Raw genomic sequence first — 23587 nt, 5'->3', positions numbered from 1 at the left:
CGCTTCACCACGTGTGCCCCAGCGGGCACATGTGAGGGGTCTCGTGGATGAACTGCCGTGTGCAGGTCTTGCCGCAGCCGGGCTCCGGGCACTTCGAGCCGCAGAACTTGCGCTGCGGTGCCGCCCCGGGGTCCGCCTGCTCCCAGACGTCGCCCTGCGCGCACCGGTGATCGCCTCCGTGCCCGGCCTGGAGGAAGCAGGGGGACGACATCTGCCGGTCCTCGCTGCACACGGGGCACGGTCCGAAGCCGCACTGACCCGGCGCGCCGCCCGGAGGGAGTCCGCCGTCGAGGTCGCTGGGTGGCATCCGTGCCACCTCCTCGTGGAAGGGGTGGGACCGGCGTTCCCCTGAGTCCCGTCAGTCCCCTGAGTCCCGTCCCTTCCAGGATGGCGCGGGCGGGGGGATCGGCAACCGGGGCCGGGCAGGGGTGTCCTGTCCCAGATAAATGTGGGCGGAGTGAGGCTCTGAGCTGCGATGCCTACGGTTGAGTGGGACAGGCCGGTGATCAGATGTTCCGCCCAACCGGTCACTGTCGACCGTGTGGCCGTCGGCGGTGTTGTAGCCAGGTGGGACCAGCATCCGAGTGAACCTGTTGACGATCAACGGTGACGTGCAAATTTTTCTGGCATGCGCCAAAGGGAGTCGACATGAGCCGAGGTCGTCTTTCGGGTGATGAGGTGGTGCAGACGCTGTCTGCGCTGGCCAGCCCGCACCGGCTGCGGGTCGTCGCGGCTCTTGCCGGGGGGCGGAACTACGTCAGCCAGCTCGCTCGCGATCTGTGCATGAGCCGCCGACTCCTGCAGATGCACCTGCAGCGGTTGGAAGTGGCAGGACTCGTTACCAGCACTCTGGAGCTGTCCGATGACGGCAAGGCGATGAAGTACTACGAAGTGGCGCCGTTCGATGTCCGTCTGACACCGGCTGTCATCGCGGCGGCTGCCCCCACTCTTCCCGACAAGGACAAGGACGAGAAGAAGTGAACTCACTGGCGACGGACAGCAGCAGCGCGTGGGGCGGCTGGGGAGACATCGTGCTCCTCCTGGTCGCTCACATCCGTCCGGACCTCCGGTACGACGCCGACCGGCCGCTTGGACCGTAGAAGCGGGACTGCCTACACATCGCAGAGACAGGACAAGGGGGAGCGGGGCCCTTCCGACGCGCCGTGCACTCTTGCAAGCAGGGTGCTTGCAATTGTTAGCAGGGGTGGGGCATGGTGGACGTATGGCATCGCTCAACGTCGGCAATCTCGGGGAGTACCTGCGCGAGCAGCGGCGCAGCGCGCAGCTGTCGCTGCGGCAGCTCGCCGAGGCGGCCGGGGTGTCCAACCCGTATCTGAGTCAGATCGAGCGCGGGCTGCGCAAGCCGAGCGCGGAGGTGCTCCAGCAGGTCGCCAAGGCGCTGCGGATCTCCGCGGAGACGCTGTACGTCCGTGCCGGAATCCTCGACGCCGAGCGGGACCCGGACGAGGTCGAGACCCGTGCGGTCATCCTCGCCGACCCCACGCTGAACGAGCGGCAGAAGCAGGTGCTGCTCCAGGTGTACGAGTCGTTCCGCAAGGAGAACGGGCACGGGGAGACCGCCCCGGACGACGCGAGCGATGCCGGTCCGCAGCAGACGGCCGGTTGACCGGACCAGGGAAAGACCGGCCGGCGGCCGCGGACCGCCCACCCTCAGCCGAAAGCGATCGACGAGCGATCGACAAGGATCGCCATCGAACCGGGAGGACCCTCACCATGGCCATCACCGACGACCTGCGCAAGACCTTCAGCGACCCGACCCCGCTCTACTTCGCCGCCGGTACCGCCGACCTGGCCTTCCAGCAGGCCCGGAAGGTGCCCGGTCTGGTCGAGCAGCTGCGCGCGGAGGCCCCGGCCCGCATCGACGCGGTCCGCAACACCGACCCCAAGGCCGTCCAGGAGAAGGCCGCCGCCCGGGTGAAGGAGACGCAGGAGACCCTCCAGTCCAAGGTCACGGAGCTGTTCGGGGCCCTGGACGCCGACCTGAAGAAGGTCGATCTGAAGAAGCTGGGCGAGACCGCCCAGGACCTGGCCCTGCGCGGTGTCGGCGTCGCCGCCGAGTACGCCGTGAAGGCCCGGGAGACCTACGAGAAGGTCGCGGAGCACGGCGAGCAGGCCGTGAAGACCTGGCGCGGCGAGGCGGCCGAGAGCATCGAGGACCTGGCCGTGGCCGTCGAGCCGGACCCCGAGCCCAAGGTCCAGCCGGTCACGGTCAAGGACGAGCCCGCCGGGGCCGAGCCGGCGGCGGCCGAGGCGCCGGACGCCAAGAAGTCCCCGGCGAAGAAGGCCCCGGCCCGCAAGCCGGCCGCGAAGAAGCCGACGCCGCCCGCCCAGTGACGGCGCACGAAGGACGGCCGGGCACTCGGGGGGTGCCCGGACCGTTGTCCGGGTAGCCGGAAGCCTGTTGCGGGTACGGTGACCGCGTAAGGACGAGCCGAGTCGGGTGGTGGACGTTGTGCTGATGCAGGGTTTCGCTGGGTTCCTGTGGTTGCTGAACCTGGCCCTGATCCTTTTCACCGGCTTCGCGCTGATCGACGCCGCCACGCGCCGCGAGGACGCCTACCGCGCGGCGGACAAGCAGACCAAGCCGTTCTGGCTGATCGTCCTCGGTCTGGCCCTCGTGGTCAGCCTGATCTTCGGCATCCTGTCGTTCCTGCCGATCATCGGCCTGATCGCGACGATCGTGTACATGGTCGACGTCCGCCCGGCCCTGCGCGGCCTGCCCGGCGGCGGCCGCCCCCGCCGCGGCTCCAGCAGCGACGGCCCGTACGGGCCCTACAACGGCGGCCGCTGACCCCGCCCCGGGTGCCCTACGGCACCCGGTCCAGCAGCAGCACCGCCACGTCGTCCGTCAGCTCGCCGCCGTTCATTTCGCGGACCTCGGTCACGGCGGCCCGCAGCAGTTCCTCGCCGGTGAGGCCGGCGGCCAGCTGGCGGCTGATCATCTCGACCATGCCGTCCTGGCCGAGCCGCTCCCCGCCCTCGCCGACCCGGCCCTCGATCAGCCCGTCGGTGTACAGCATCAGGCTCCACTCGGCGCCCAGCTCCACCTGCAGCCGCGGCCAGCGGGCCCCGGGGAGCAGACCGAGGGCGGGGCCGTTGTTGTCGTACGGCAGCAGGCGCGGCGCGCGGCCGGGACGGGCGACCAGGGGCGCCGGGTGACCGGCCAGGCACAGGCCCGCGCGGCGGCCGTCGGGGGCTATGTCGACCGTGCACAGGGTCGCGAAGATCTCGTCGTCGGACCGCTCGTGCTCCAGCACCTGCTGGAGGGTGTTCAGCAGCTGGTCCCCGCACAGCCCGGCCAGGGTCAGCGCCCGCCAGGCGATGCGCAGCTCCACGCCCAGCGCGGCCTCGTCGGGGCCGTGTCCGCAGACGTCGCCGATCATGGCGTGCACGGTGCCGTCGGGGGTGCGGACGACGTCGTAGAAGTCGCCGCCGAGCAGCGCGCGCGAGCGGCCGGGCCGGTAGCGCGCGGCGAACCGCAGCGAGGAGCCCTCCAGCAGCGGGGTCGGCAGCAGGCCGCGCTCCAGGCGGCGGTTCTCCTGGGCGCGCATCCGGCCCTCGGCGAGCCGCCGCTCGGCCGTGTCGGATCGCTTCCGCTCGACGGCGTACTGAATGGCCCGGCTCAGCAGCCGGCCGTCCAGCTCGTCGCGGAACAGATAGTCCTGTGCGCCCACGCGGACCGCCTCCGCGCCGCGCTCGGCGTCGCCGGACGCGGTGAGGGCGAGGACGGCGTGCCGGGGCGCCAGCTCCAGCACATGGCGGAGCACGGCCAGCTCGTCGTCGGTCTCGCCCGCCCGTCCGGGGGCCGGCAGCGCGAGGTCCAGCAGGATGCAGTGGACGTCGTCGGTGAGCAGCCGCTCGGCCTCGGTGAGGTTGCGGGCGGTGCGCACCCGGATGGGCTTGCCGGTCTGGTCGAGCAGCTCGGGCACGATCGGCGAGCCGCCGGGGTCGTCCTCGATCAGCAGCAGCGTCAGGTTGGTGTGGTGGACGGTGGCGGTGGTGTGGGAGGTGTTCTGGGCCGTGTCTTCCTTGCGCGGGGCCACGGCACCGGGATCTCCGGAGGGGCCGCCGGTGGACGCGGCGGGCGCCTGACCACTCTCCACGGCCGGGATCGCTCTCTGCCGCGGTACGGGTACGGGCATTGTCTTGGGTTCCTTCCCTCCCCCCGAGGGCACGGCGGGGCGAGGGACCTCGACCCACCGACGGGGACCATAGCGGGTGTCGGCGCCGCAGCGGAATGGTGTGCGGCACCTCGGCCGGTCGCGGGCCGCTGTCATATGCCGCGTTCCGTACCGCAGTTGGACAGGGCGCCCGACCTGCCGGAATGACGAACGTCACGTCGCCGGGGAGTTTGGATGCGGCGGGAACGTGGGGTGGGTCACGTGGGGTGGGTCACGTGGTCCAGGTCACCAACTGGGTGGCCCTCGGCGGGGTTCAGCCCGCGTCCGGCCGTACGACCCCCAGGATCGGCATCGAGCCGGCGCCCGCGATCGTGACCGTCCGGCCGGGGCGCGGGGCGTGGACGATCGCGCCGTCGCCGATGTACACGCCGACATGGCTGGCGTCGTCGAAGTAGATGACCAGGTCACCCGGGCGCATGTCCGTCACGTCCACCTTCGGGAGCTGCTTCCACTGCTGCTGCGAGGTGCGCGGGATGCCCTGGCCGGCGCTCGCCCAGGCCTGTGAGGTCAGTCCGGAGCAGTCGTACGACTCGGGGCCCTCGGCGCCCCAGACGTACGGCTTGCCGATCTGTGCCGTGGCGTACTTCACGGCCTGCTCGCCCCGGGTGGTGGCCGTGCCGTCGGCGCCGTCGAGGACGCCGGTGTCCAGCCAGTCGTTCTGCGCCCTGCGGGCGGCCTCCCGCTCCAGTTCGGCCAGCCGCTCCTTCTCCTCCTTCTCCAGCTGGGACTCCAGCCTTTCCGCCGCCGCGATCTGCTTCTCGATCTTCTTCCGGGCGGTTGCCTTGGCCTTGCGGTTGGCCTCCAGCTTCTTCCACTGGGCGGAGGCGTCGGCGGAGTACGTCTCCAAGTCCTGCCGGGTGCGGCGGGTTTCCTCGATCAGGTGCCGGGTGGCGCGCTCGCCCTGCAGGACCCGGCCGGTGCCGTCGAGGAACGCGTCGGGGTCGTCGCTGAGCATGAGGCGGGCCTCGGGCGGCAGTCCTCCGGAGCGGTACTGGGCGCGGGCCGCGGCGCCCGCGCGGTCCTTGAGGCCGGCCAGTTGCCTCTTGGCATCGGCGATCTTCTTCGCCAGTTCGACGATCTGCTCCGACTGGAGTTCGGCCTTCTCCTCGGCGGCGTTGTAGGCGTCGGTGGCGGAGGCGGCCTCGCGGTACAGCTTGTCCAGCTTCTCGCGGACGGCCTCAAGCTCCTTGTCCTGCGCGGCGGTCGAGGCCGCCGAGGGGGTGGCGGAGGGCGAGGCGGAGGGGGTGGGCGCGGGGTGGGGGGCGCTGGACGCCGCGAACGCCGTGCCGGGTGCCGCGAGCACGGTGACCGCGCAGACGACGGCCACGGCCACCGAGATCAAGCCGCGCTTGCCCCTTGCCATACCCCTGCCCCCAACCTGATTTACCGTCAGTAACTTATGGACGTCGGAGGGATCGTGCCATGCCCGGGCGGAAAACGACAGAGGTGGTGAATCACTCACCGGATCCGTCCGCCGTACGCCCGTGGCCCCCGACTGTGGGACGCGCGTCCCGGGAAGATCGTTCCGGCGGCCCGCGGGGGATGGTTCCGGCGGCCCGCGCGGGACGTCCCCGGCGGTCCGGCTCCGGGTCAGCCGCGCGGCGCCAACGCCTGCCAGCGCACGGTCACTTCGCCCTGCCGCCAGCGCGCCGGACCGTCCGTCACCGGCCAGTCCGCCGTCAGCTCGCGCACCGCGCGGATCCAGCGCTGCCGGGCGCCGTACGCGGCGTACGGCGCGGCGGCGGCCCAGGCGCGGTCGAAGTCGCGCAGGAAGGCGTGCACCGGCTCGCCGGGGACATTGCGGTGGATCAGCGCCTTGGGGAGCCGCTCCGCCAGGTCGGAGGGGCGCTCCAGGGAACCGAGGCGGGTCGCGAAGGTGACCGTGCGCGGGCCCTCGGGGCCGAGCGCGACCCAGACGTGCCGCCGGCCGATCTCGTCGCAGGTGCCCTCGACCAGCAGTCCGCCGCGCGCGCCGGTCGCCGGGTCGGCGGGGGCGAGCCGGGCGCACAGCCGCTCCCAGACGGCGGCCACCTGGGTTTCGTCGTACTGGCGCAGCACATTGGCCGCGCGGATGAGGTGCGGGCGCCGGTCGACGGGCACCTCGAAGCCGCCGTGCCGGAAGACGAGCCCGTCCCGCTCGTACGGCCGTGCCGCCGCGACCCGGGACGGTTCGATCTCGATCCCGACCACGCGCGCGTGGGGCGTCACGGTCCGCAGCCGGGTCAGCAGCTCGACGGCCGTCCAGGGGGCGGCGCCGTAGCCGAGGTCGACGGCGACCGGGGCGGCGGCGCGGCGCAGTTCGGCGCCGTGCGCGGCCGCGATCCAGCGGTCCATGCGGCGCAGCCGGTTGGGGTTGGTGGTCCCGCGCGTGACCGTTCCCACGACGGGGGTCGCCCCGCTCGAGCGGGGCCGCGAGTGGGGGAGGGTCGTCGCGCGGGGTGTCATGCCTTCGAGGGTAGGCGGAGGCGGGGGCCGCGCAGGACCGTACGGGACGATGTGGCACCACGCGGTCGGCACTCGAACGGTTGAGCGATAGTCGGTAATGATTCGGCAAAGACCGGCGGGGTGGAAATGGAGGGGGCAGCTCCGGTGTTCCCCCTCGTGGAGGGCCCGCACGTCCTCGCGCAGGCATGCCCGCAGCAAGGAGGAACGGCACGTGAGCCAGTACATCGGCAGGCTCGGACGTCGCTCCCCGGCCGTACCCCCGCGGCTGCGGCTGCACCGCAGGCCGCGCCGCGTCGCGATGCTCTCCGTGCACACCTCCCCGCTGCACCAGCCCGGCACGGGCGACGCCGGCGGCATGAACGTGTACATCGTGGAGCTGGCCCGGCGGCTCGCCGCGATCAACATCGAGGTCGAAATCTTCACCCGGGCGACCGCCGGCGGCCTCCCGCCCTCCGTGCAGCTCGCGCCCGGCGTCCTCGTCCGGCACGTCGACGCGGGCCCCTACGAGGGCCTGGCCAAGGAGGAACTGCCCGCCCAGCTGTGCGCCTTCACCCACGGCGTGATGCAGGCCTGGGCCGGCCAGCGCCCCGGCCACTACGACCTGGTCCACTCCCACTACTGGCTCTCCGGCCACGTCGGCTGGCTCGCCGCCCAGCGCTGGGGCGTCCCGCTGGTGCACGCCATGCACACCATGGCCAAGGTCAAGAACGCCAGCCTCGCCGACGGCGACACCCCCGAGCCCGCCGCCCGGGTCATCGGCGAGACCCAGATCGTCGTCGCCGCCGACCGGCTGATCGCCAACACCGCCGAGGAGGCCGGCGAACTCGTCCGGCACTACGCCGCCGACCCCGCCAAGGTCGCCGTCGTCCACCCCGGCGTGAACCTGGAGCGCTTCTCCCCGGCCGACGGCCGCGCCGCCGCCCGCGCCCGCCTCGGACTGCCCCAGGACGCCCTGATCCCCCTCTTCGCGGGCCGCATCCAGCCCCTGAAGGCGCCGGACGTGCTGCTCCGCGCGGTCGCCGTGCTGCTGGACCGCAACCCCGAACTGCGCTCCCGCGTCCTCGTCCCCGTCGTCGGCGGCCCCAGCGGCAGCGGCCTCGCCAGGCCGGAGGGCCTGCAGAAACTCGCCGCGCGGCTCGGCATCGCCGACGTCGTCCGGTTCCGCCCGCCTGTCGACCAGGACCGTCTCGCCGACTGGTTCCGCGCGGCGTCCGTGCTGGTGATGCCGTCGTACAGCGAATCCTTCGGTCTGGTCGCCATCGAGGCCCAGGCGTCCGGTACGCCGGTCCTCGCGGCCTCCGTCGGCGGCCTGCCGGTGGCCGTCCGCGACGGCCGTACCGGCGTCCTCGTCCAGGGTCACGATCCGGCGGCCTACGCGCGCGTGCTGCACGACTTCGCCGCCGACCCCACCCTGACCGACCGGATGGGCGCGGCCGCCGCCGCCCACGCCCGCTCGTTCGGCTGGGAGGCGTCCGCCGCGGCCACCGCGGAGGTCTACACGGCCGCGCTGCACGCCCACCGGCGTCGCGTACGCTCGCCCCATGGGTGAGTCCATGGGTGAGGCACAACGACAGGCCGCGCAGATCATCGAGGGCGTCCTGAAGGACGCCGAACTGGAGTGGGAGGGCCCGGAGCCCGGCCACTACGTGGTGAAGCTCCCCGGCAGCCGCAAGCTGTCGACGACCGTCTCGCTGATCGCCGGCCGGCACTCCCTGTCCCTCAACGCGTTCGTCATCCGCCACCCCGACGAGAACGAGGCGGGCGTCCACCGCTGGCTCCTGGAACGCAACCTCAAGCTCTACGGCGTGAGTTACGCCGTCGACCCGCTCGGCGACGTCTACGTCACCGGCAGACTGCCGCTGGCCGCCGTCACCGCGGAGGAGGTCGACCGGCTGCTCGGCCAGGTCCTGGAGGCGGCCGACGGCGCCTTCAACAGCCTCCTGGAGCTGGGCTTCGCGAGCGCGATCCGCCGGGAGTACGAGTGGCGGGTGTCGCGCGGGGAGTCGACCCGCAATCTCGACGCGTTCACGCGTCTGATCGAGCGGCCGGGGGACTGAGCGGGCCGAAGGGCAGCGCGCGTTCGGGCGTCAGCGGCGGCGGAGCTGGGACCGGATCTTGCGCACGGTCGCCGACCTCAGCTTCTGGGCCTCGAAGTGCTTCCCCTGGGCGGCCAGCGCGTCCGCCAGGGTCAGAGCGACCGCTTGGTTGAGCCTGTGGGTGTCACCCAGGACGCGGGGGATACGCGCTCTGATGGCTCTCAGCAGCCGTTCGGCCTCGGAGTGGCTGCCGAGATCGTGGAGCGCCCTGGCCAGGTTGTGCGTTGCCTGGAGGCTGTGCGGGTGGTCGTCGCTGTACTTCTGCCGACGCCGTTCGAGGACGTCCGACAGCATGCGGTGCGCGTCCTCGGGCCGGCCGATGAGAAGGAGCGTCACTCCGACGCCGTGAGCGGCGTGGACGGTCTGGGTGTGGTCCTCGGCGAACAGCGCGCGGCATCGGTCCAGCGCGTCGGTGGACACACGGTGGGCCTCGGTGACCTTGTCGAGCGTGAGCAAAGCTCCGACCAGCGTCCTGACCATGCGGAGGGTTTCCGGGTGGTCGTCGCCGAACACCGCGCGGTACCGCTCCAGTGTGTCGGTCGCCAGGCGGTGGGCCTCCGTTCCCCGGCCCAGTGAAGTCAGGCAGAGGACGAGGTTCTGGGTGCTCCCGAGGGTGTGGGGGTGGCCGTCGCCGGACATGCTGCGGCGGCGTTCCAAGACGTCGACGGTCATCTCGTGGGCTTCTTCGTACCGGCCGAGATCGCCCAGGGCCCCGGCCACGGCGTCGGCTGAGCGGAGTGTTTCCAGATGGTCGTCGCCCAGCGTCGCCCGGCGCCGGGTGAGGACGTCCTGGAGTATGGCGAGCGCGAGCATGGGCCGGCCCAGATTGCCCTGGGTGACGCCCAGATCGTACGAGGAACGCAGAGTGTCGGGATGGTCCTCGCCGAGCACCCTGCGGCGCCGTTCCAGGACGTCCTCGACCAGCGGCAGCACCTCCGGGTGGGCCCCCAACCCGTCGAGCGCCCAGGTCACCATGTGCGCCGCGTCCAGCACGTCCGGATGGTCCTCACCGAGTGCCACCGCCCAGGTTCGGTGCAGGCTCTCCGCGAGCTGCCGGGCCGCCTGCGGCTGGGCGCTGCGTACCAGGTAGGTGGCGGCCATCAGCAGTGTGCGCCGCAGCTCGGCCCGGCCGCTCAACGGCTCCAGTCCCGAGGTCAGGTGCGGGGTCAGCGCCGCCCACCCCGGCCACGCCTCCGGCAGATCCGGATCCCCCGGCTCCACCCTGGTCAGCAGCGCCGCCACGTCGTCCCACAACGCCCCGGCGTCAACGTCGCCCGTCGCCTCCTGCCGTACGACCGCCTGGGTGAGCCGGTGCACCTGGAAGGCGTCCGTTCCCACCACCGCCAGCCCGTACCGCGCCAGCGGATTGAGGGCGTTCTGGGGCCAGCGGAAGTCGCCGGGGTCCCCCGGGACGGTGGTGAGCCGGGGTCGCGCCGCCACCAGCCACCCCGTCGGCACCGGCTCCGGCCCCAGCAGCGAGGCGAGCCGCAGGACGGCGACGGCCTCCTGGTGGCCGTCCTTCAGCCGGTCCTGGGCGATGCCGATGCTCGCGGCCAGTGAGGCCGGATAGCCGTGCGCCTTGCCGTGGTCGAGGAGTTGCGCGGTGTTGGTCTCCAGGACCCGCAGGTACTGGTCGACCGGCATGCCGTCGCTCAGTACGCCCGCCGCCTGCGTCAGCGCCAGCGGCAGATCGCCGAGCGCCTCGGCCAGCGCGTCGGCCTGTTCCTCGGTGAGGGACGGCAGCTGGCCGGTGAGGTGCCCCATCGACTCCTCGCGGCTGAACACCCCCAGCTGCAGGCCGGGCACGATCTTCCCCCACGCCGGGTTCCGGGAGGTGATCAGCACGTGTCCGGGCCCGTCCGGCAGCAGCGCCTCCAGCCGCTCCGGGTCCTCCGCGTTGTCCAGGACGATCAGCCATCGCTCCTGGGACCGCAGGTGGTCCAGCGCGTAACGGGCGTTGAACTCCACGCCCGCGTCCGGCTTGGCGACCCCGGCGCGGGCGGCCAGTTCGGCGTAGTGCACGGGGATCTGGTCGGCCTGCTCGGCGTCGATCCACCAGACGATGTCGTACTGCTCGCGGAACCGGTACACGTACTCCAGCGCGACCTGCGTCTTGCCGATGCCGCCCGTGCCGTGCAGCGCCTGCACGGCGGCGTGCCGCTCCGCGAGCAGCTTCCGCCGTATCTCGCCGATCACGTCGTCCCGTCCGGTGAAATGCGGGTTGCGCCGCCGCCGCACCTCCCACACCGCCGATGCCGAGGCGGTGGCGGGGAAGCGCGGCTGCGGACCGGGCGCGGCGGCCGGCGGGTACAGCGGCGGGCGTTCGGGGCGGCCCCGGCCCCGGACCGCCTCCGTGAGTGCCTTGACCGCCTCCTTCTCGTCCGGCAGCTCGTGCAGGTCCACCTGGATCCGCGAGGACAGGAACGCCGGCAACCGGTCCCGTTCCAGCGGCTCGACCACCACGGGGATGAGCCGTCCCCCGCGGGCGACGGCGGCGCGCCACTGGTCCTCCGTGTGGCGGCCGGGCTCGAAGCAGTGCGGGGAGAGCACGGCGACGACGGCGGACGCCTGCTCCAGCGCCTCGCTCATCTTCGCCACGAAGTCGTCGCCGGCCCGCCAGTGCCACAGCGCCAGTTCGACCCGGTACCCGGCCTGTTCCAGATGCCAGGCCACCCACTCCGCCCACTGGTCGTCCCGCCCGGCATGGCTGACGAAGATCAGTTCGGACTCGTCGGGCATCCGCGTCTCCCACCCCGGCGGCCTCAAGGGACCGTTTACGGCACGTACTTCTCCATCGTGCCGTACGGGACGTGCGGCGTACGCCCTTCCGCGTGGAGCCGGTGTCAGGCCACTTCGGTCGCCGGCCTGGGCGCGGCCGGCACCGGTGCCGCGGCCGGCTGCTCCCCGGTCTTCTCGGGCGGCAGCCGCCGCATCAGCAGCCCGTACCCGAGCCCCGCCACGGTGCCGACGGCCGCGCACATCGCCCACAGCCACTCGGCCCCGTACCGGTCGATGACGTACCCGGACACCAGCGGGGCGACGAGCCCGGCGACGGCCCACGACATGGTGTACATGCCCTGGTAGCGCCCGCGCCCGTGCACGGGGGAGAGCCGTACGACGATCCCGGTCTGGGTGGGCGCGTTGACGATCTCGGCGAGGGTCCACACGCAGACGGTGAGCGCGATCGCGCCGACCGATCCGGCGAATGCGGTGAGGCCGAAGCCGTACCCGGCGAGGACGGAGGAGACCACCAGCAGGCGGCGCGGGTCGCGGTGCTGGATGAAGCGGGTGACGGGGATCTGGAGGACGACGATGAGGACGCCGTTCACCGCGATCGCCAGGCCGTACTCGGCGGGCGTGAACCCGGCCTCGCCCATCGCGACCGGCAGGCCGACCGAGCCCTGCTGGAAGACCAGCGCCACGAGGAAGGACAGGCCCACGACGCTCATGAACCGCCCGTCGCGCAGCACCGTGCCGAGCCCGGTCGCCTCGGCGGCCCTCTCGACCGGGGTCCGCTCCGGCCGGGACTCCGGCAGCTTCACGAAGACGAGGATGGCGCAGGCCATCGTCATCGCCGCCTCGATCAGGAAGCCGGCGAGATAGCTGGACTCGGCGATGAAGCCGGCGGCCATGGAGGAGACGGCGAAGCCGAGGTTGATCGCCCAGTAGTTGAGGGAGAAGGCGCGCACCCGGTCCTCGGGGCGCACGATGTCGGCCATCATCGCCTGCACCGCCGGGCGGGAGGCGTTGGAGGCCATGCCGACCAGGAAGGCGACGGCCGCGATGGCGACGGGGTCGTGCATGAAGCCGAGCAGCGCGACGGACAGGGCGGTCGACGACTGGGCGATCAGCAGGGTGGGCCGCCGGCCCAGCCGGTCGGTCATCACGCCCGCGCCGAGGGAGGAGATCACCCCGCCGAGGCCGTGCAGGGCGGCGACGAGTCCGGCGTAGGAGGCGGAGTAGCCGCGGTCGAGGGTGAGGTAGAGCGCCATGAAGGTAGCTCTTTGCTAAACCGTACGCAACGGCCGGCCCTCGGTGCGTTCGTCGAATCGGGGGCATTCCCGAACGGGCCGAGGAACAGTCCGCCCGCCGGCACCGATGGAGGGGCGCCGGCGGGCGGGTCGGGGACGCTGCTCTACTGCTGGCGAAGGGTGTCGACGAGCTGCGGGAGTTGCTGGCGCGGGAAGTGCAGCAGTGCGGCCTCGCTGAGTCCGTCGGGTTCGAGGGGCACGTTCATACGCCAGGAACCGGGGCGCCATGGGTGGCTGACGTGGTCGGCGAACGCGGGTGTCTTGGCGAGCAGGGCCACGAATCGCATTGCGTCGGGGATCGGCATTTTGAGCAGGGCCCAGCCGCGGTGGTAGGCGATGAACGCCTCGCCGCCGTAGCCGAGCGGGGTGTCGCGCTCGGCTCGCACGCCGGCGGTGGCCTCGCCTACGTCTTGGCAGCAGGCGGTCGTCGTGTACCCGAGGCGCCACAGTTCCCGGATGACGGGGACCATGTCCGCATCGATGGCGACGGGTTCCCCGGTACGGGTGGTGAGCGTCTCGTGCGGGTGGATCAGAGGATCGGTCACGGGGTGCTCTCCTGGTCTTGCGGCCGGCGGTAGCTCGCCCACTGGTCGGCTGCGGTCGCGAGGGCCCGTTTCCATTCGACTTCGGGGGCTTCCTCGGCGATGCCGGCCCAGAGGCGTTGCTGCGCGGTGGCGAAGATGTCGAGTGCGCGCGTGGGGGCGGTGGACCATGTCGGGGTCTTGGCGGCCCACTGTTCGGCGTCTGCGGGGGTGTGGCCGGCGGAGATGAGCCAGACGACCCAGCATGCGGCGTCGATCCATGCGGCGCCGCGGGTGGGCCATGCCCAGTCGACGACGCGGGCGGCGCCGTTCACGATCAGGACGTTGTCGGGTGTCCAGTCGGTGTGTAGCAGGGTCTCGCCGCGCAGCAGCTCGGCGTCGTCGGGGTGGTCGAGGTAGTCGGCGAGGCGCTGCTCGATGTGCTTCAGGTCGAGGTCGACGGGAGCGCGCACGCTGGACAGGTTGATGATCGCCTCAGCGACGAGCGGTAGGTCGTCTGAGTGGGGGCGGTAGTCGGCGGGGCGGCCGTCGAGGTGCTCGAAACCGAGCAGGTGCCACGTTCCGTCGTTGATCTCCCACAGCAGGCGTGGGGCGAGGCCGGCGACGTACGGGGCGATGGTGGCCTCGCGTTGCTGTGTCCACGCGCGGGGGTGGTTGCAGGTCAGTCCCTTGACGAACACGGGGCCGGTGCGGGTGTCGAGGGTGGCGGCGATTTCGGAGTTACGGCCGGTGTCGGCGGTTCTTGCGGCGTAGATGGGCCCGGTACGGGCTGCGACTGCGTCGCGGGTGGCGTCGGGTAGGTCGTCCCATTGCTGTCTCATGGTCACCACGTGCGGGAGTGTAGGGCTCGGGAATGGGCGAGGCCGCCCGCGCGCGGCGGGCGGCCTCGTGTGGTGGTGCGGCCTAGTAAGGGTTGTCTTCGCCGCAGCCGCGCATCACCTCGTTGCCGGCGAGGGCGTCGAGGTCCTCGACGAACTCGATCTCGTCCTCGACGTCCGGCCGGTTGGTGATCGTTACGGCGACGGGTGCAGTCGCTACAGGGGCCATGGGTGTACTTCCTCTCATGCGTGCTGGCAGTACCGGTCCAGGGGCGAGCCGGCTTTGCGGTACAGGGTCACGAGCGGCATGCAGGTGGTGCACGTCTTCTGGAGGGCGCATCCACTACACCCGCTGTGACGCTGTAGCGCTCGGTCGGCGGCGTTCCCGAGCCGGGCGAGACCCGCGACCCCCTCTTTCAGGAGTGGAATCGGATGGTCACGGGAGACTTTGCAGACGGTCGCCAGGCCGAAGGGGGTCACGTTGAGGGACGTGTGGCCGGCGTCGCATCCGGTGAAGGGGGTTCGGTTGTGCAGGTACTCGGGTGCCTGCTGCGCGAGGGGGTCGTCGTCGCCGGCGAAGGTGGGCGACATGTGCCGGTACTCGCGCACGCGTGGGGCGAACTCCTCGGCGAGGGCGCGCATTGCCTCGGCCTCGTGGGCGTTCTTGCGCGTGATCACGACACTGAGGGAGAGCGGCAGTTCGGCCTCGCGTGCGGCATGCAACCCGTGCATGAAGGATCGGAAGGCGCCGCGGCGGTTGGTGAAGGCGTCGAAGGTGGCTTCCGTGGCCCCGTACACGCTCATGGTGACGCGGTAGGGCCGGCGTGTGCTGAGCAGGGCGCGCATACCTGGCCGGCCGAGCGTTGACCCGTTCGTGAGGATTTCCACCATCATGCCGAGGTCGTAGGCGAGTGCGTACGTCTCGGGGAAATGGCGGTCGATGGTGCACTCGCCGCCGCCCAGCTCGATCCACAGCACGCCGGCGTCTCGAAGGATGTGCAGCAGACGCTCGCGGGGCTCCCACGCGAGTCCGTCGTGCTTCTTCTCGCCGTAGACGCAGTGGTCGCAGCTCCAGTTGCAGCCGGCGTTGACCTCGTACGAGGCGCGGCCGTGGCCGTAGGGCGAGGGGTCGCGGATCAGTACGGCGGTGCTCGGCTGCTTGTCGCCGAGGTCGAGCTGCCACCGCCGGCGGGCGGCGGTGCGCAGCCAGTCGGGCAGGGTCTCGTCGGCGACTGCTTGGCGTAACTCCAAGTAGTGGTGTCCCTTGATCTTGATTCCGCTGGAGTCCCCGGGGCGTAGCACGAGGTACTCGTCGAGAAATGGGCTTGCGATGAGCTCGTGCATGGTGCCTCCAGCAGCTCAGATGGACTCGCCGTGTGCGGGCGTGCCGTGGGGCGGAACGATAGGCAGCAGGCGGTGATCGGGTACGCGGAAGCGGAGGAACGGCCGGATTGCCCACTCAACCCAGGCTGATCCGTCGCTGAGGGAGAAGCCGCACGGTTCGCGGCGGTGCAGTGCGGCGACTGCGTGCAGGCAACCGCCGCTGTCGGTCCATTCGAGTGCGCGGTTTCGCTCTATCGGGGGAAGGGATGAGGCGAGGGTTCGCACCTCGATCCGCACTCGGCGGATCGCCTCGGCTGGTGTGCTGACCTCGTAGCGGTTCGCCTCGTCGACTTTGCCGGCTGTAAGCGAGCGGTACCGCACTCGCTCGCACCAGAAAGCCACGTCGACCGTTGGCAAGGTTGCTCCGGGTGATCCCACTCGGGGGCGCAACGCGTGCATGGCCTGCCCTCCAACCACGGGTCAACGTTGCCCCCTGCCTGTTGAACGGGGCTGGCCGGTCAGGCAGGGGGCAACCCTCGGGGGCTCTCCCAACAGGCGTACATGCAGGGAGAGTTACGCGTCGTCGCAAGCCCGGTCCTGCCTGGCCTAGCCCGGACGACGGCGCCCCCGGAACGTAGCGCGAGCGACGGTTGCGTATCAACCGTTTGACGTCTAATGAGTGAGACGGCATATGCCAACCGTTGATACGAGCAACGAGTGCGGCCCCCCGCCGGATGGCGAGGGGCCGCTCGTGCTGGCGGGGCGATCAGATCAAGTTGTCGAACTCGCCATCCTTGGCGCCCAGCAGGAAGGCGAGCAGCTTCGTGCGGCTCGTCCGCACGACCACGTCGGGATTGTCGCTCTCGCGCATGAGGATCTCGCCGCCGTGCTCGGCGAGCTCCAGGCAGTTGCCCTCAGAGTCCGTCGAGTATGAGGACTTTTGCCAGTTGATTTCCACTATTCCCACGCCTTCATACTTGTTGTGCAATTTCGCGGATAAAGTCGCGTGTTCGTTCGGGATCGAGTGATTTCTCTTCGGTTCGATCAAGAACTGCTCGGTAGTTGGCGAGACGCGTTTCGGCGTCGAGAAACGCGGGACCGTGCGGCGTATCCGTCTGCACCGTGTCGAGCTGGGGCACTACCCCATACACATAGAGTGTCGAGCTTCCGGCGTTCGGGAAACCTCCGACGTGAAAGGGAATGACCCGCACGGTCACGTTGTCTCGTTCGGACTGCTTCAGCAGGTAGTCGAGCTGAGCGCGAGCGATCTCGGGGCCACCAAAGGACATGCGCAGCGCAGCCTCGTGGATCAAGAAAGTGCAGGTCGGCGCGTTCGGGCGGTCGAGCACGTCGCGGCGCTTCAAGCGATGCGACAGTCGTCGCCGAAGGGCTATCGGGCTGAGCGGTGGAACGGCTTCCTCGAAAACGGCCCGAGCGTAGTCCTCGGTCTGAAGCAAGCCAGGCATATGCATGATCTGAACGGCGCGAAGCGCACGCGCATGGTGCTCCAGCTCGGCCAGATCGAGCGCGCCGGCGGAAAGATCGTTGCGGTAGTCCTCCCACCATCCCTTTCCGCGTTCCTCGGCCATGTCTGCGAGTGCCTCGACGTACTGCTCATCCGGGCATCCATACAGGCTCGCCCATGTGCGCACGCGTTCACCGCTCACGCCGAAACGGCCCGACTCGGTGTTGCTGATGCTCGTCCGATCGGTGCTGAGCAGCGCCCCCGCATCGACGAGCGATAGGCCGGCGTGCTCCCTGAGCTTCCGCAGCTCCGAACCGAGCCGACGCTGCCGCGCGGTCGGGGCCTTCCTGGGTGGCATGGGCTCCCCTCCTGTCGGGTCTCAGTGTGGCCCGTGTCCTAACAAGGGTCCACCTCGTTCCAAAGGTGAGCCCGAGGGGTACCACTGTTGATACGCACACGCTACCGTCTTCACAGCACCGCGCAGCCTGCCGGTAAATCCGCAGTGCAGCCATGGCGCGGCGTGCCTCGGTGCGCCTGCGCCCCCTCATGTGGCCCGGCCACGGTGGCGAGCAGCGCGAGCTATGGACCGCGTTGGGAGACGACGACATGACGAACACAGCCTTAGTACCTCCCGCACAGCCAGGTGTAAGGGGCGTGAGCTACCGGCTCACCGCTCCGAGCCTGGCCACTACGCCGAAGATCGCCCGAGACTGGGTCGCCCTGGTGCTCCGGACCGCGAACCTGCCGCGGCTCGTCGAGCCGGCCCGGGTCTGTACCTCCGAGGTGGTCACCAACGCCCACTGGCACAGCCGAACCTCGTTGATCACCGTCGAGGTAACGCTCGCGCACCGGCAGACGACTGTGCTCGTGCGCGACAACAACCCGAACGAGCTGCCGCTGCTCGTTCCCGCAGACCGATACGCACGCGACGAGCACGGGCGCGGCCTGCTGCTGGTCGACTCCCTCGCCGCCGACTGGAACGTGCGAATCCTGGGCGATCACGCGAAGGCGGTCTATTTCACGCTCATCGACCATGAAGGGAGCGCCGCCGCATGATGTTCAACGACCGCGTGTTCTGGGGAGCGTTGATCCTCGCTGTGAGCGCCTTACTGCTCGCGCTGCTGATCATGTGGGCCCTGTTGCCGAACCCGCACCGCGGTTTCACGCCGCCGCCGTTGGACCGGGACGGGTACACGTACACCTGCTTCTGCTGGCAGGACACCGTGCGCGTCACGATCCTTGCCGAGCCACCGCCCAAGAGGAAGCACGCGCGCCACGCACGCGCCCCAAAGGTCCACCGCGTCCGCCCGAGCTCGTCTCCCAACGTGGGGGCGGACGGCGGCAGGGAGGGGAGAGCAGTTCCTATGCCCGCGGCTGTGTAAGTCGTGCGCATGGTGACCCCCTAGAGAGGGCCCTCGACGTTCCGCGGCCGTCGAGGGTCCTCTCGCGTGTCCAGCAACGACAAAGGGCGCCCCCGCTACTGGCACGAGGCCGGTAGCGGGGGCGCAGTGTCTCAGGGGGTGTCGTCGGGGGCGATCCGTCGTGTGCGCTCGTCGACTCGGTCGACGGCGTCACGCAAGGATGCGCCGGAATTGGGGTGCAGTTCGTGCTCGACGCGTTCGAGCTTGGCCTCGATGGTGCCGAGCCGGCTCATGACGCCGGGACGGGCCGGCACACCCGGGCGGCCCGGTGTTCCCTGCCAGTCATCGACGAAGTCCTCGACCTTGCCGGCGATGCGGCGCACGGATCGCGTCGCGCGCCACGCGAGGGTGAGCGCGCCCGTGATGGCGACGACCGCGCCGCACCAGAGCACCGCGGCGTCGAGGGATGCGACACCGGTCGTCGCTGCGCTCACTCGGTGCGGTCTTCCTTTCGGGACAGGGCGAGCAGCCGGTCGTCGGCGGTCGGCTCGGCGCGCAGCCAGGCGGGCAGTAGGGCCTGTACGCCCGGAAGGCTCATCACGCGTGCCAGTCCGCCGGCGACGGCGAGCGCGCCGGCGACCCACGGGAGGGATGCGGGGATGCCGGACGCGTCGACGATGGCCGGCAGTAGTACGGCCAGGGCGACCGCGGTCTGCACAACTGTGCGGGCGGTGCGGCGGTTGGCGTCGGTCATGGGTGGTGCCTCACTTCCTATGGGAACGGGCCACCCGCGCGTGTGTGCGGGTGGCCCGTGGGGTGGGTGGTCAGACCTTGGGGACCTTGAGCGCGTCCCAGCTCTTGCGGCCGGGCCAACCGTCGGCGTCGCGCCCGGTGTATCCGAGCTTGCGCTGCCACTTCGCGTACGAGCGGAGGTCGGCGGCAGTGAACTGCGGGCCCGGTCCCTGGCTGTAGGCGCCGCAGCGCTCGGCGACGAGGCGCCGGCCCATGGCCGTGATGATCGCCGAGCGCGGGTACCGCTTGAAGAACTCGACCCCCGGGAACGGCTCGAACTTCGGGGCCGGCACGGGCCGGCCCGGCTTGGTGGAGAGCCGGCGGTCGATGCGCTCACGCATGGTGGTCATGGAGAAACCGCGCGGGTCGGTCTTCTGGTTGGTCCACTCCTTGTGGCCGATCACGCTCGCGGCGCTCCACCCGTACGCACGGCAGATTGCCGCGGACACGCGCTCGATGGCGTCGAGCTGCTCGTCGGGCCACGGGTCGGCACCATTACCGAGGTTGATGGCTTCGAACCCGTAGAAGTGCACGTTGCCGTCGGCGCTGCGGTCGTTCGGGGCCGGCAGCGCACGCTCGTCGCGGACGGCGGCGAGCACGTCGGCGTCGCCGGCGCCGGCGTGGTTGGCGCGGCCGGCGCTGATCAGGTAGACGTCACCGTTCTTGGCAATCACGCCGTGACACAGCGGGCCCGGGAGTGCGGCGTACCCGTCGTAGCAGAGGCGCACCGAGTGGTCGGTGCCGCTGGAAACGGTGTGGTGGATCATGACGCCATTGATGGGCCCGAACGTCCCGCGGTGGTTGCGGTTGTGGGTGCGCCACTGGCCGTACTCGATGACGCGTACGCCCTCGGTGCGCAGAATCGCGGCGAGCCGATCGGGGGTGAAGGGGGTTGCCATGGGTGGGTGTCTCCAGACATGAAGAAACGCCCGCGGCACAGTGCCGGGGCGTGCGAAAGAGGGAGGGGTGCGGGGCTATGCCAAGCCGCACCAGAAGCGGTTGGCGCCGTTCTCCATGGCGCCGAGGTTGATCGAGGCCGGGGCGGAGGTGCCGCCGGTGGCGAACACGCCGAAGCGCTTGACGGCGGTGTATCCGAAGACGTTCGGGGGAGCGCCGGCGCTGGACTCCGCGGCGAGCAGCATGGGCCCGTTGCCGGTCGTGGTGTTGTACTGGAGTCGCCAGGCCACGTAGTAGATGCCGGCCGCGGCCGAGTACGCGCCCGTGAGCGGCGAGCTGATCGTCGCGCCGCCGGCGTTGTGCACCTCGGCCGGTTCGTACGTGGCGGTGGACATGTCGCCGGTCGCTGCAACGCGGGTGCCGGCGCTGTTGTAGATCGCTGCCCACGATCCCGCGGTGAGGCCGCCGGCGTATCCGGTCGCGAACCACACGACGCGGTCAATCGTTGCTGGCGCTCGGAGGATCAGGGCGGTTACTCGGATCGGGCCCGATCCGGGGTAGAGGGCCGTGGACTGTGCGAGCACGGGGTCGAACGCCCAGGCGAGCAGTCCGTGATCAGCCGGCGACCACTCGCCGGCGAACGCCGCGGCGTCTACGTACGACTTCCGGGCAAGGTGGTTCGCGGTCGTCGGGGCTGCGGTCGACGAGGGCACGGTGCTGAACGTCTTGGCGCCGCTGATCGTCTGCGTGCCGGCGAGGAGTACCGCGGTCCCGGCGGCTTCGGCTCCCACCTCCGCGGCTGTGTGGGTGTGTGTGGACGTGGCCGCTCCCACATCGCCGGCGTTGAGGACGACGTCGCCCTGCTTGCCGTTGACGGACGTCACCGCGCCGCCGCCTGACGTGGCGGGGAGCTGCGCCGTGGGCACCTTGCCGTCAGGGCCGAGGGTGGCGACGCCGCCGGCACTGCCGGCCGCAGTAGTCGGGATCGCGCCGACGTCGGCAGCAGCGAGGACAATGTCGGCGGACGACTGGCCATTGACGGACTGGACGACGCCGGCCGGACCGGTGGGGCCGGCTGGCCCCGTGGCGCCGGTGGGTCCGGCCGGCCCTTGCGGACCGGTGGGCCCGACCGGGCCTTGCTCGCCGCGCGGCCCGGTGGCGCCGGCTGGTCCCTGGGGGCCGGTGGGCCCGACCGGGCCCTGATCTCCCTTCGCTCCGGTGGGGCCGACGAGCGAGGCGAGCCACTGCTGCTCGGTACCGGTGAAGCCCTCGGCGACGGCAACCTCGTAGGCCGAGGCGCCCCGTACGGCGACATACTGCGGCTTGCTGGGGTCGCGCGGGGCGACGTCGGCGAGGTCGACCTCGGGCTGCTCGGCCGGCAGCAGCAGCGCGTACGAGCGGCCTGGCTGGATGCCGGCGAGTTGCTCGGTCACGGTGTATGACCAGTCGGCCGGGTCCATACCCGGCGCGTCGGTGGCCGGCAGCGTTACCTCGATGGCGCCCTGGGCGTCGAGCTGCGCGACGACCGGACCACCGAGGATCACGTCGGCTTGCGAGAACGTGATCTGACTCGGGGCGCGGAAGACGATCGACCCCGACAAGGGGCGGCCGTCCGGTGAGAGGAAGCGGGCACGAACGGTGACGGTGGGGATGGACTCAGGCAGCACTGCCGGCGGTTCCCTCCTCCTGCTGGTCGGTGGGAGCGTCCGCATCGAGCTCGAACGAGGCGAGGGCCGAGGCGGCGGTGCGCGTGGGCATGTTGGGCGCATCACTGGGCGATCGGGTGTTGCGGGTGTAGGCGGAGAACATCCGGGTCTCAATGGCGCCGGTGCTGGCGCTGTTGCGGTGCTCGATCTGGAACAGGACGGAGTCGCCCCACTCGGTCCCGTGGAGTGGCTGTGTCACTGTCTGGTTGATCCACTGCGAGCCGCTCGGGACGGTCCATGTGTTGATCGTCTGGGGGGCGCCGCTCGGCGGTACGTAGTTGATGCGGACCTGTCCGCCGGCGCTTGAGATCGTCGAGAAGCTGATGACGGCGACTGCGTTCTGCACGGGCATCCGGCCGAGCCATGCGTACTGCCATGACGTCGTGCCTTGCATCGTCGAGTTGGGGGTCGGGTACATGGGGAACGGGAGCCACGGCCGGCCGAGGTAGCGGTCGGAGAAGGCGTCATCCATGACGAGGATGCGGTCGGGGGCGTTGCGGTCGCGGGACCACATGCGGATCATCTGTCGCTCGCTGCCGTTGACGTCGTCGCCGACGGTCAGGGCGGCGCTGCCGTCGTGGCGGCCGATGCCGACGCCCCAGTCGCCTTGCTTGGTGTCGCCGACGATGAATGTCGTCTGACCGTCGGGTGTCTTGGCCATGAGCTGTCCGCCCTCGCCGATGACGATGTCGCCGTGCAGGACCTCGGTAAGGGCGGGGCGGATCTGTGAGCGGCCAGCGAGCTCGCGCACCTTGCGTTCGAGCTCGCGGATTCGGTCGAGTAGGTCTTGCGGGATCGCAGCCACTAGGCAGCCTCCAAGTACAGGCGGGCGGTTTCGGGCCGGCCGCGGAGGGGCGGGGAGATCGCGAGGCCGACGACGCGGTACCGCTCGTCGAGGCCCTCGGGCCACCACAGATCGCGAATGCGGAGTCGGATGGTCGCGCCGAGCAGGGCCGGCGAGAGGGCGACGCGGTCGAGTGCGACGGTCACCTCGGGGATGGTGCGCGGGTGGAGCGAGGCGGCGAGGTCTGCCCGCGCATGGGCGGCGAGGGTGGGCGGCTCGGTCACGGTGGAGTAGTCCGAGGTCCCGTCCAGCCGCGGCCAGCCGGCCGCGAGCTCGCCCGCGTCGACGAGCAGCTCGGACACGATCGGCACCGATTCCGCGGCTTGGTTGCGGTTGTCCGACGCTCCGCGCGCCTGCCAAACGTTGGCCTGCACGGTGGCGTCGATCGGCCACCCGTAGGCGAGCACGGGCCCGGGGTGGTCGAGCACGATCTCGGACGTGCCGGCCCGAATGGTCGGCGAGCCGAGCTGTAGTCGTTTGACGCGCCGGCCGCTGCCGGGGTCGCGGTGGCTGGCGATGCGCCACTCGAAACCGTTCTCGACCGCGCCGAGTTGGTCGATCAACTCGCGAATGCGCGGCTGGTCGTAGCGGCTGTACGTGCGGTCGCGCAGCACTCCGGAGAGCTCGGCCCCGTACTCGATGCCGATGTCGCCCCCGGGCAGGCCGGCGGCGTAGTCGAGCAGCGCCCGGACGAGGTCGAATTGATCGGTTCCCTTGGCCTCTTGGGTGTGGAACAGCACGCGGTGATCGAGGTAGCTCGCCCACCCGCCGGCCTGTACCTGTAGGCCAAGAAACCCGCGGTCGTCGCTCGTGAGGTTCGCAGTCCAGAGCACCCCGCCCCACCACAGCTCGGGCCCCCGTTCGATCCACAAAGCCGTACGGCCCGGGACCACGGCGGCCCGTGCGCGGGCGGCGAGCTGCCGGTTCGGTATCGGGATCGTCGCCGAGGCTGCGCCTACCTTGCCGATGTAGTCGTCGAGGGACACGTCGGCGAGCGGCAGCGCGTCGAGGACCTGATCGGACCGAAGATCGCACAGCAGCGCCCGGTACGGGGGAGAGGGCAAC

At 70.9% G+C, this 23587-nt stretch carries 24 protein-coding genes and 1 pseudogene; 7 read left to right on the top strand and 18 right to left on the bottom strand.

Annotated elements, in window-relative coordinates; all coding sequences use genetic code 11:
* Window positions 1-4: 4 nt before the first annotated feature.
* Window positions 5-307, bottom strand: a complete 303-nt coding sequence (locus tag VE614_RS19205) for a hypothetical protein (RefSeq protein ID WP_324938170.1) — start codon at window positions 305-307, stop codon at window positions 5-7.
* A gap of 341 nt (window positions 308-648) precedes the next feature.
* Between VE614_RS19205 and VE614_RS19200 the strand changes: the two genes are divergently transcribed.
* The 4 genes from VE614_RS19200 (at window position 649) to VE614_RS19185 (ending at window position 2812) form a co-directional block, all read left to right on the top strand.
* Complete coding sequence (locus VE614_RS19200; protein ID WP_324938167.1) at window positions 649-981, top strand: ArsR/SmtB family transcription factor; 333 nt, start codon at window positions 649-651, stop codon at window positions 979-981.
* 241 nt (window positions 982-1222) lie between these two features.
* Complete coding sequence (locus VE614_RS19195) at window positions 1223-1627, top strand: helix-turn-helix transcriptional regulator (protein ID WP_324938164.1); 405 nt, start codon at window positions 1223-1225, stop codon at window positions 1625-1627.
* Between the two features lie 107 nt (window positions 1628-1734).
* Window positions 1735-2355, top strand: a complete 621-nt coding sequence (locus VE614_RS19190) for a hypothetical protein (protein ID WP_324938161.1) — start codon at window positions 1735-1737, stop codon at window positions 2353-2355.
* Window positions 2356-2479: 124 nt separating this feature from the next.
* Entirely contained in the window at window positions 2480-2812 is a 333-nt protein-coding gene (locus VE614_RS19185) for a DUF2516 family protein (RefSeq protein ID WP_324938159.1), read from the top strand.
* Between the two features lie 16 nt (window positions 2813-2828).
* Here VE614_RS19185 and VE614_RS19180 read toward each other — a convergent pair whose 3' ends face one another.
* From VE614_RS19180 to VE614_RS19170, 3 genes are all read right to left on the bottom strand, one after another.
* Window positions 2829-4163, bottom strand: a complete 1335-nt coding sequence (locus tag VE614_RS19180; RefSeq protein WP_324938156.1) for a fused response regulator/phosphatase — start codon at window positions 4161-4163, stop codon at window positions 2829-2831.
* A gap of 292 nt (window positions 4164-4455) precedes the next feature.
* Entirely contained in the window at window positions 4456-5565 is a 1110-nt protein-coding gene (locus VE614_RS19175; protein WP_324938154.1) for a C40 family peptidase, read from the bottom strand.
* 227 nt (window positions 5566-5792) lie between these two features.
* A complete protein-coding gene (locus tag VE614_RS19170) occupies window positions 5793-6647 on the bottom strand; it encodes a class I SAM-dependent methyltransferase (protein ID WP_414719605.1) in 855 nt (284 codons plus the stop codon).
* Between the two features lie 211 nt (window positions 6648-6858).
* On the opposite strand from VE614_RS19170, the gene mshA reads away from it, so the two are divergent.
* Window positions 6859-8196, top strand: a complete 1338-nt coding sequence (gene mshA, locus VE614_RS19165; protein ID WP_324938151.1) for a D-inositol-3-phosphate glycosyltransferase — start codon at window positions 6859-6861, stop codon at window positions 8194-8196.
* Window positions 8197-8200: 4 nt separating this feature from the next.
* Complete coding sequence (locus VE614_RS19160; RefSeq protein ID WP_414719607.1) at window positions 8201-8704, top strand: YbjN domain-containing protein; 504 nt, start codon at window positions 8201-8203, stop codon at window positions 8702-8704.
* Window positions 8705-8734: 30 nt separating this feature from the next.
* Here VE614_RS19160 and fxsT read toward each other — a convergent pair whose 3' ends face one another.
* The 8 genes and pseudogenes from fxsT to VE614_RS19120 form a co-directional block, all read right to left on the bottom strand.
* A complete protein-coding gene (gene fxsT, locus VE614_RS19155) occupies window positions 8735-11482 on the bottom strand; it encodes an FxSxx-COOH system tetratricopeptide repeat protein (protein WP_324938145.1) in 2748 nt (915 codons plus the stop codon).
* A 104-nt stretch (window positions 11483-11586) separates the two neighbouring features.
* Window positions 11587-12744 (bottom strand): annotated as a pseudogene (locus VE614_RS19150) (MDR family MFS transporter); the annotation flags it as partial.
* Window positions 12745-12878: 134 nt separating this feature from the next.
* Window positions 12879-13319 carry a hypothetical protein gene (locus VE614_RS19145; RefSeq protein ID WP_324938142.1) on the bottom strand — a complete coding sequence of 147 codons (441 nt, stop codon included), beginning with the start codon at window positions 13317-13319 and terminating at the stop codon, window positions 12879-12881.
* A complete protein-coding gene (locus VE614_RS19140) occupies window positions 13316-14137 on the bottom strand; it encodes an aminoglycoside phosphotransferase (protein ID WP_324938273.1) in 822 nt (273 codons plus the stop codon). The genes VE614_RS19145 and VE614_RS19140 overlap by 4 nt, the downstream gene beginning before the upstream one ends.
* Before the next feature lie 82 nt (window positions 14138-14219).
* Entirely contained in the window at window positions 14220-14363 is a 144-nt protein-coding gene (locus VE614_RS19135) for a hypothetical protein (protein WP_324938140.1), read from the bottom strand.
* Between the two features lie 14 nt (window positions 14364-14377).
* Window positions 14378-15478: a radical SAM protein gene (locus tag VE614_RS19130; RefSeq protein ID WP_324938137.1), complete on the bottom strand. Its 1101-nt coding sequence runs from the start codon at window positions 15476-15478 to the stop codon at window positions 14378-14380.
* A 745-nt stretch (window positions 15479-16223) separates the two neighbouring features.
* Window positions 16224-16415: a DUF397 domain-containing protein gene (locus tag VE614_RS19125; protein WP_324938134.1), complete on the bottom strand. Its 192-nt coding sequence runs from the start codon at window positions 16413-16415 to the stop codon at window positions 16224-16226.
* Between the two features lie 13 nt (window positions 16416-16428).
* Window positions 16429-17280, bottom strand: a complete 852-nt coding sequence (locus tag VE614_RS19120) for a Scr1 family TA system antitoxin-like transcriptional regulator (RefSeq protein WP_324938131.1) — start codon at window positions 17278-17280, stop codon at window positions 16429-16431.
* 296 nt (window positions 17281-17576) lie between these two features.
* On the opposite strand from VE614_RS19120, the gene VE614_RS19115 reads away from it, so the two are divergent.
* The gene (locus VE614_RS19115) at window positions 17577-17978 is read left to right on the top strand and encodes an ATP-binding protein (RefSeq protein ID WP_324938128.1); all 402 of its coding nucleotides are present in this window, start codon (window positions 17577-17579) and stop codon (window positions 17976-17978) included.
* A 457-nt stretch (window positions 17979-18435) separates the two neighbouring features.
* Here the strand turns inward: VE614_RS19115 and VE614_RS19110 are convergent, their stop codons facing one another.
* The 6 genes from VE614_RS19110 to VE614_RS19085 all read right to left on the bottom strand — a co-directional run bounded on the left by VE614_RS19110 (window position 18436) and on the right by VE614_RS19085 (window position 23586).
* On the bottom strand, window positions 18436-18777 hold the full coding sequence (locus tag VE614_RS19110) for a hypothetical protein (protein ID WP_324938126.1): 342 nt from the start codon (window positions 18775-18777) through the stop codon (window positions 18436-18438).
* On the bottom strand, window positions 18774-19037 hold the full coding sequence (locus tag VE614_RS19105; protein WP_324938123.1) for a hypothetical protein: 264 nt from the start codon (window positions 19035-19037) through the stop codon (window positions 18774-18776). The genes VE614_RS19110 and VE614_RS19105 overlap by 4 nt, the downstream gene beginning before the upstream one ends.
* 70 nt (window positions 19038-19107) lie before the next feature.
* On the bottom strand, window positions 19108-19974 hold the full coding sequence (locus VE614_RS19100; RefSeq protein ID WP_324938120.1) for a peptidoglycan-binding protein: 867 nt from the start codon (window positions 19972-19974) through the stop codon (window positions 19108-19110).
* A gap of 75 nt (window positions 19975-20049) precedes the next feature.
* Complete coding sequence (locus tag VE614_RS19095; protein WP_324938117.1) at window positions 20050-21639, bottom strand: phage tail protein; 1590 nt, start codon at window positions 21637-21639, stop codon at window positions 20050-20052.
* The gene (locus VE614_RS19090; protein WP_324938114.1) at window positions 21629-22483 is read right to left on the bottom strand and encodes a hypothetical protein; all 855 of its coding nucleotides are present in this window, start codon (window positions 22481-22483) and stop codon (window positions 21629-21631) included. The genes VE614_RS19095 and VE614_RS19090 overlap by 11 nt, the downstream gene beginning before the upstream one ends.
* Window positions 22483-23586 (bottom strand): hypothetical protein, encoded by a 1104-nt coding sequence (locus tag VE614_RS19085; RefSeq protein WP_324938111.1) that lies wholly within the window; start codon window positions 23584-23586, stop codon window positions 22483-22485. The genes VE614_RS19090 and VE614_RS19085 overlap by 1 nt, the downstream gene beginning before the upstream one ends.
* Window position 23587 lies beyond the last annotated feature (1 nt).

Origin of the sequence: Streptomyces sp. (assembly GCF_035645055.1) — a bacterium.
Taxonomy (GTDB): Bacteria; Actinomycetota; Actinomycetes; order Streptomycetales; family Streptomycetaceae; genus Streptomyces.
The sequence above is the reverse complement of the archived record's forward strand: the minus strand, read 5'-3'. Positions and strand labels throughout refer to the sequence as shown.